We start from the raw sequence: 337 nt of genomic DNA on the forward strand, positions 1-337 counted from the left end.
GTGGACTGGTGGGCGCTGCCGGTCGAACCCGCAATATGGACGACATCAGGGAGAAGCAGCAGAGGCTCAACGACCTGATGAGCCAGCACCAGACCCTGCAAGACCAGATGCAGGAACCTCACGCCGACCAGACCATGCTGGCGGAGCAACTGCGGCAGAACTCGCTGGCCATTGCCGGACTGGAGAGCCAGCTCCATGAGTTGGGGGGAACGCAGCCGCAGGAAGAACAACCGCAGACGCAGACTGAACCGGAGCTGACCATAGACCCGTCCCAGTGGCCACCGGGCTGGCAGGCTGGACCGGTGCAGCAGACGCCTCAGATTGGCAGCGACAACGC

1 protein-coding gene is annotated in these 337 nt (G+C 63.8%); it reads left to right on the top strand.

Annotation, left to right across the window (positions count from 1 at the left end):
- Positions 1–337: hypothetical protein (locus AK963_RS34585; protein ID WP_175404816.1), on the top strand; the 337-nt coding region annotated here is incomplete at both ends.

Origin of the sequence: Endozoicomonas atrinae, assembly GCF_001647025.1 — a bacterium.
Taxonomy (GTDB): domain Bacteria; phylum Pseudomonadota; class Gammaproteobacteria; order Pseudomonadales; family Endozoicomonadaceae; genus Endozoicomonas; species Endozoicomonas atrinae.